4 protein-coding genes are annotated in these 7,651 nt (G+C 45.9%); 3 read left to right on the top strand and 1 reads right to left on the bottom strand.

All coding sequences use genetic code 11. The features are described 5' to 3' along the window. Positions 1-246 precede the first annotated feature (246 nt). Positions 247-3,129 carry a M16 family metallopeptidase gene (locus tag KXD93_RS27965; protein WP_258140863.1) on the top strand — a complete coding sequence of 961 codons (2,883 nt, stop codon included), beginning with the start codon at positions 247-249 and terminating at the stop codon, positions 3,127-3,129. Between the two features lie 58 nt (positions 3,130-3,187). Here KXD93_RS27965 and KXD93_RS27960 read toward each other — a convergent pair whose 3' ends face one another. Next, on the bottom strand, positions 3,188-3,790 hold the full coding sequence (locus KXD93_RS27960) for a hypothetical protein (protein ID WP_258140862.1): 603 nt from the start codon (positions 3,788-3,790) through the stop codon (positions 3,188-3,190). Between the two features lie 133 nt (positions 3,791-3,923). Between KXD93_RS27960 and KXD93_RS27955 the strand changes: the two genes are divergently transcribed. After that, on the top strand, positions 3,924-4,610 hold the full coding sequence (locus tag KXD93_RS27955) for a flavin reductase family protein (RefSeq protein WP_258140861.1): 687 nt from the start codon (positions 3,924-3,926) through the stop codon (positions 4,608-4,610). A 422-nt stretch (positions 4,611-5,032) separates the two neighbouring features. Further along, complete coding sequence (locus KXD93_RS27950; protein WP_258140860.1) at positions 5,033-7,639, top strand: ligase-associated DNA damage response DEXH box helicase; 2,607 nt, start codon at positions 5,033-5,035, stop codon at positions 7,637-7,639. Positions 7,640-7,651 lie beyond the last annotated feature (12 nt).

Here is a 7,651-nt window from a genome sequence, read left to right as displayed (position 1 = left end):
GTAAGGGCAGAGGATCGTACAAGAGAAACTGCAAGGGCTTATGACAAACTCGGCATGGCGGAATATGAAGCTATGGAGGCCTTTGTGAGGTATCATTTTTAGATTACACTGATTTTGGGGATGATTACACCGATTGAGAAAGCAATCGGCGTAATCATCCATTTTAATCGGTGAAATCATTACCAACAATTTGTAACTAAGACAACCGTTTTGCATCTTAGCGGATTATATCCCTGATTAAAAAAGATGAATTTAAACTATAAGATTTCTGTAGCGGCTTTAGCCCTGCTTGTTGCATCTGGCGGAGCCTTTGCGCAGGTTAAGAAAAAGCCGGCTGCATCGCCCCTAAAAAAACCTGCCGGTGTTGAGCAAAAACGTGTGGTTAGTTCAGGTGTTTTACCTGTTGATCCGGACGTTATTATCGGCAAGTTGCCAAATGGCCTAACCTATTATGTCCGTAAAAATGCCGAGCCTAAAAACCGGGCCGAACTTTACCTTGTAAATAAGGTTGGATCGGTGCTTGAGGCCGACAACCAACAGGGCCTCGCGCATTTTACAGAGCACATGGCTTTTAATGGAACGCGCGATTTCCCCAAAAACGACCTGGTAAGCTACCTGCAAAAATCAGGTGTAAAGTTCGGAGCTGACCTAAATGCTTATACCTCATTTGACGAAACCGTTTACCAGTTACCAATGCCGACTGACAGCGTAGCAGTTTTTGAAAAGGGTTTTAATATCCTCGCCAATTGGGCCGCTTACCAGGCTTTCGATCCAAAGGAAATTGAATCAGAGCGGGGTGTTGTGTTAGGAGAAAAGCTTGCAAATGGAAAAAATGCACAGGAACGCTTAAGTATGCAAACTTTCCCTGTGCTGCTTAATAACTCCCGCTATGCCCTGCGGATCCCAATCGGTAAGGAGGATATTTTAAAAACTTTCACCCCTGAAACCATTAAGAGTTTTTACCACGACTGGTATCGTCCCGACTTACAGGCAGTAATTGCAGTAGGTGATTTTGATCCTGCACGTGTAGTTGAGCTGATCAAAAGAAACTTCTCATCGTTACAAAACCCTGCCGTTGAAAAGCCACGTACCGTGTATTCCGTTCCGCCTACCCCGGGAACAGCGGTTAAAATAGCTACAGACAAAGAATTCCCATATACCCTGGCCGAAATTATTGTAAAGCACCCGCAAACCGTTGTAAAAAACACGGCCGACTTTATGCAAAGCATCCGCATCCAGCTATTTAACCAGATGCTAAATGACCGCATAAGCGAATTAACCCAAAAGCCAACGCCGCCATTTGTTTACGGACAAAGTAGCTATGGCGCGTTTATAGGCAGGCAGGATGCATTTACAACAATTGCCGTAGCTAAGCCGGGCGGTTTGGAAACAGCAGTTAAAGCTGCCGTTGCCGAAACAGAGCGTGTACGTCGTTTTGGCTTTACCTTAACCGAACTGGAAAGAGCCAAACAATCGGCTTTGGTTAATATTGATAACGCATACCGTGAACGCGATAAAACAAGATCATCTAATTTTGTTGGCGAATACCAGCAAAACTTCATTACCGGCGAAGCTATCCCGGGACTTTCTTATGAGTATAATTTTTATGTGAACAACATCAATAAGATTAGCCTGGATGAAATGAATGCCCTGGCCGGCAAATTTGTGAGCGACCAAAACCGTGTTGTAATTGTTGAAGCACCGGAAACTGAAAAGGATAAGCTGCCTAACGAAAAAACTATACTTGATTGGATAGCAACTGCAGGGAAGGACGTCACTCCTTATGTTGATAATACAGTAGACAAGCCTTTATTAGACAAGCTGCCAACACCTGGTAAAATAACCGAAACAAAAGTAGATAGTCTGATAGGTACAACTACATTTACCCTAAGTAACGGTGTTAAAGTCATTTTAAAACCAACACAATTCAAGAACGACCAGGTACTGATTAACGGTTATAGCTTTGGTGGTACTTCGCTTGCAAGTGACGAAGACTATACTTCGGCCGAACTTTCTGCCGGTATTGTAAGCCAAAGTGGGATAAAGGACATAACGCAGATCCAGCTTAATAAAATGATGAGCGGCAAAAACGTAAGTGTTTCGCCTTATGTAAGTGATGTTGCGCAGGGAATAACAGCCAATACCACGCCGAAGGATTTTGAAACGGCTATGCAGCTGATCTACCTTTATTTTACACAGCCGCGCAAGGATAATGATGTGTGGCAGGCAAACATCAGCCAAACCAATGCATTGCTTGCTAATCGTGGCCTGAACCCGGGGAGTGTTTTCCAGGATACCATTTCTGCCACACTTTACAATCACAATTTCAGGGAGATGGTAGCCACACCTGAAAGATTGAACAAAGCCACGCTTGATAAGGCTTACCAGTTTTACAAGGACCGCTTTTCAGATGCAAGTTCCTTTGTATTTACCTTTGTTGGTAATTTTGATGTAGACGTTTTAAAACCGTACATTGAAGCATATTTGGGCAGCTTGCCATCAACCAACCGTAAGGAAACCTATAAAAATTTAAATATTTACCCGCCGGCCGGGCAAATCAACAAAACAGTAACCAAGGGTATTGGCGATAAAGGGAGTGTGCAGATGGTGTTCAGTGGTGCATACGATTACAATGATCTCAATAACATCCAGATCGACGCGCTTGAAGAAGTACTGCAGATCAGGTTATTAGAGAGGCTTCGTGAAAAAGATGGCGGCACCTATGCACCTGGTGTAAGGGCAAACTATAAAAAAGTGCCTAACAGCAGGTATAGCTTTACCATTTCATTTACCTGCGCTCCTGCTGATATCGACAAGCTGGTTAGCGACACACAGGATGAAATTAACAAACTGAAACAAAACGGCGCTGCGCAGGCCGATATCGATAAGTTTGTTGCTGAGGAAGCACGTTCAACCCAGGTGCAATTAAAGGAAAATGTTTTCTGGGCTGGATACCTTGGCGCCGCATCGCAAAATCAGTTAAACCCTGATGCCATTTTGATGCATGTTAGCAACCTGGGAGGTATTACACCGGCAAGCACTAAGGATGCTGCAAATAAATACTTAAGCGGTGCCAACGTGATTAAATTTACCCTTGTACCGGAGAAAGCGGCTGACGACAAAAAATAAGCCCGATAATTACAACATAAAGCCTTACGAAGATCCTAAAATTCGTAAGGCTTTTTGTTTAATTCATGTTGATGTAAGTTGCTGACGTGTCATTAGGCTTATGTACAACAATCGCTATCCCGGTGTTCGAAACGGAATCAATCTCGAACGCTATTCCTTCCTCTTTTGCTTCATATACTTTTATCTTTCCACCTCCATTTGTTGTAAACCCGCCCGCCGGTGTCAGTTTAAAATGCCTGCTGTATTCGCTTAAGGGCATTCCCGGGTTCAACCCCTCTGCTGTTTTGAATGCGGGCGATGTTGTTAAAATTTTGCGGATGTGTGCCACAGCTTCGTTTTTGGCTCCAAAATTATGCGCGGCGAATATGCTGATTTTGTAACCGGAGGTGTCATGTTTATTATACCAGGTCATGAGCGCACTACCCATTGCGGCATCCGAAAAGTCAGGCTTGCCCAGTAATGATACCACGCTATCGGCACTGCCGCCGATTGAAATTTTGCCTATGCTTTTTCCCGGCACGATCAGCCGCTCCTGATCATTTGCTTTAGCACTTGATGGTTTCTGTTTATCCTGTATTGCCGATCCCTGGTGTTGTATACAGGCGTAAACAATGCAAATAAGGGTAAGTATCACCACAAATTCCGTAATTCTTTTTTTCATATGTTAAAATTCATTGCCGTTTTATTAACACCAATTAATCAGAAATCGTTTCAGGTAATTTTTTATTGCGCAAGAAACGGGTTTAACAGGCAGTCAAGAGCAGGTAGTTTTGCTATATCAAAAACATATAGTTATGCATATCACAAGCGAACCTTCCATCTTATATTTCGGTACACCGGTAGTTCTTATCGGCACAAAAAATGAAAACGATACGGATAATTTAGCACCCATGTCATCCATATTCTGGTTAGGCTGGCGTTGTGTTATTGGTTTATCGGCATTCTCCAAAACAACACAAAACCTGATGCGCACCCGGCAATGCGTTTTAAATTTACCCTCGGTAAATGAAGTCGCAGCTGTTAATCGCCTGGCAAAAACAACAGGCTCAAACCCGGTCCCCGATGGCAAATTACTGAAGGGATACAGGTATGAACAGGACAAATTCTCAATAGCAGGGCTAACCAAACAGGATGGCGAAACTGTAAATGCACAAAGGGTGTATGAATGCCCGGTACAAATGGAAGCCGTTGTTGAAACTGTACATGGATTAGCTGAAGGCGATCCTGATCAGCGCGGAAAAATAGTAACCTTTGAGTTGCGGATCCAACGGGTTTACCTTGAAGAATCCATTTTGATGGACGGGCAACCTAACCGGGTTGATCCTGGCAAATGGAAGCCCCTGATCATGAGTTTCCAGGAATTTTACACCCTGGGTGATAAGGTACATTCATCAACATTAGGCGAGATCCCGGAGCGGTTATACAATACCTTGGATAGGGAACGGGCGATAAAGAGTTATGAGGTAGCCAACCTTATCTGATGGTTATTTTGTCATTCTGAGCGAGAGCGAAGAATCCTCAGTAAACGACAATCACCCTGGAAAGGTAGGTCGGCTATCTGTTGAACGTATACTTATCGCGTGGAGAAGATTTTCGCTAAAGCTCAAGAGATAGTTCTTCGCTCTCGCTACCCATGACAAGTTTGTATTGAACATTCGGTGGGATGTCACCCTGAGCCTGTCGAAGGGCGACGTGCGCAGTGGCCTTTCCGCATGCTAAGCAGGGTGCAGAGGCCTTTGCCCGCGTCGTGGTTCGACAAGCTCACCATGACACCCAAATTGGTCATTTCCCTTTCAGAATCCATTAGATTTTATCACTCAGAATGACAAATTTTCTTAAATTATAGTTTTTAATTTTCGCCGCTCATCCTAACTAATTGCAATTTCCGTTGTATATTATTGGCATGATTACAAAGGGGCAGCAAGTCATCAGGGATTGGTACCGGCAAAAGAACTGGGAGCAGTTTCCGTTTCAACAGGAGATGGAGGCGGCCTATCTTGGCGGCTTTTCAGGTTTGCTGAATGCCCCCACAGGCAGCGGTAAAACGTTTGCGCTGTTCCTGCCCTTTTTAGCTGATTTTATAAACAAGCATCCGGATACCTATAAAACTCAAACCAACAACGGCCTGCTTATGCTTTGGATAACGCCGTTGCGGGCCTTAACCAACGACATTAAGAAAGCCATGCAGGAAGTATGCGACGAACTCGGCCTGCCCTGGCGCATCATGACCCGCACCGGGGATACATCCGCAGCTGACAAGGCATCCCTAAAAAGAAAATTACCAGAGGTTCTACTCACCACGCCCGAAAGCCTCCACCTGATGCTGGCCCAAAAGGAATACCCCAAAATCTTCAAAAGCCTGCGGGTTGTAGTAATTGACGAGTGGCATGAGTTGCTCGGGACTAAGCGAGGGGTACAGGTAGAGCTAGGATTATCCAGGTTAAAAGTCCTGAGTCTTGAGTCTCAAGTCTCAAGTCAGGCAAGTTTTTCAGACTCAGGACTAAAGACTCAAGACTTCGGACTCAAAATCTGGGGTATCTCCGCAACCATTGGCAACCTGGAGCAAGCCGCCGAGGTGCTTTTGGGAAACGATTTTCCGCCGGATCGGATAAAAATGGTGCGCGCCAACCTTGATAAAAAGCTGCTGATAAAATCTATCATTCCCGAAAATATTGAGAATTATTCGTGGGCGGGACATATCGGGTTAAAGCTGCTACCGCAAGTGATGGAGATCGTAGCGAGGAGCAAAACCACGCTGATCTTTACCAACACACGGTCGCAATCGGAGATTTGGTACCATGCTATTTTAGATAATTACCCCGAATATGCTGGCATAATGGCGATGCACCACGGATCATTGGACAATGAACTACGCAATTGGGTGGAGCAGGCACTGCATGCCGAAGCCTTAAAGGTGGTGGTATGTACGTCAAGCCTTGATCTTGGCGTCGATTTTCGGCCGGTAGATACGGTGGTGCAAGTGGGCAGCCCCAAGGGAGTTGCACGGTTTATGCAAAGGGCCGGACGAAGCGGACATGCCCCGGGCGAGGTTTCCCGGGCGTATTTCGTGCCAACACATTCCCTGGAGTTACTGGAAGGCGCAGCTTTGAAGCAGGCCATAAAGGACGGCATTTTTGAAAGCCGCGACCCCATGCTGCTTACCATGGATGTGCTGATCCAATATATGGTAACGCTGGCCGTGTCTGATGGCTTCCGGGCCGATGAATTGTTTAAGGAAGTTAAAGGCACGTTCGCCTTTGCTGATCTTACCCGCAATGAGTTTAACCAGCTGCTTGATTTTATCACCACCGGCGGCAAAACGCTTGCACAATATGATGAGTTTTTAAAGGTGGAAGTAGAAAATGGCCTGTTTAAGGTGAACAACCGCCGGGTAGCCATGCGGCACCGGCTCAGCATCGGCACCATTACAAGTGAGCTGAGTATCCGGGTGAAATGGCTCAGTGGCGGTAGCCTGGGCACTATTGAAGAGTCGTTTGTGTCTAAATTAAAACCGGGCAACACATTCTGGTTCGCGGGGCGCAGTTTGGAGTTTGTAAGGATCAAGGAGATGTCGGCCTACGTTAAAAAATCCAACGCCAAAAAGGGATTGATCCCCAGCTGGAACGGCGGACGAATGCCGCTATCGTCGCAATTAGCAGCCGTGTTTCGCGATAAGCTTGACGAGGTAGCCCATGGCATCGAAAAGGATGAGGAAGTAATTGCGCTGAAACCCTTGTTTGATTTACAATCCCAACTATCACATTTGCCACAAAGCCACGAGTTTTTAATAGAGTCTTTCAAATCCCGCGAGGGGCATCACCTGTTGTTTTATCCTTTTGAGGGCAGGTTGGTGCATGAGGGAATGGCTTCACTGCTGGCTTATCGCATCAGCAAAATAAAGCCTGCAAGCTTTTCAATAGCCATGAATGATTATGGTTTTGAACTGCTGGCAGACGAAGACATTCCGATCGAGCAAGCTTTGGAAGATGCGTCATTTTTTTCGATAGATAACCTGCTCGACGATATCCTGCATAGCTTAAATGCCAATGAGATGGCGCGCAGGCGCTTCAGGGACATAGCCCACATCGGCGGGTTGATATTTACCGGTTACCCCGGTCAGCAGGTGAAGAACAAGCACCTGCAAGCCTCAACCTCCCTGTTGTTCGAGGTGTTCAGCGAATATGAACCGGATAACCTGCTGGTAAGACAGGCCTATAACGAGGCGCTAGCATTCCAGTTGGAAGAGTTCAGGCTGCGGATGGCTTTGCAGCGCATCGTAAAACAAAACATCATCCTGAAAACCATAGAGCGGCCAACGCCATTTGCGTTCCCGATAATGGTTGACAGCCTGGGCCGTGAAAAACTAACCACCGAAACGCTGGAGGAAAGGATAGCAAAAATGGCAAGGCAATACGGTGCTGATGAAGTGTGGGAGAAGTCGGAAGGGTCCGGAAGCCGGAAAAGTCCGAAAGTCCGGAAGCCGGGGATTACGAGAAAAAAAGGATTTTAGAAGGAGCGGAAA

The sequence above is a fragment of the Mucilaginibacter phenanthrenivorans genome, from assembly GCF_024721155.1.
Classification (GTDB): domain Bacteria; phylum Bacteroidota; class Bacteroidia; order Sphingobacteriales; family Sphingobacteriaceae; genus Mucilaginibacter; species Mucilaginibacter phenanthrenivorans.
This window is presented reverse-complemented; position numbering and strand designations above follow the sequence as displayed.

Excerpts from the sequence above, each read along its gene's own strand:
- KXD93_RS27955 (WP_258140861.1), top strand. The coding sequence starts at position 3,924 with ATGCATATCACAAGCGAACCTTCCATCTTATATTTCGGTACACCGGTA.
- KXD93_RS27960 (WP_258140862.1), bottom strand. The coding sequence starts at position 3,790 with ATGAAAAAAAGAATTACGGAATTTGTGGTGATACTTACCCTTATTTGC.
- KXD93_RS27950 (WP_258140860.1), top strand. The coding sequence starts at position 5,033 with ATGATTACAAAGGGGCAGCAAGTCATCAGGGATTGGTACCGGCAAAAG.
- KXD93_RS27965 (WP_258140863.1), top strand. The coding sequence starts at position 247 with ATGAATTTAAACTATAAGATTTCTGTAGCGGCTTTAGCCCTGCTTGTT.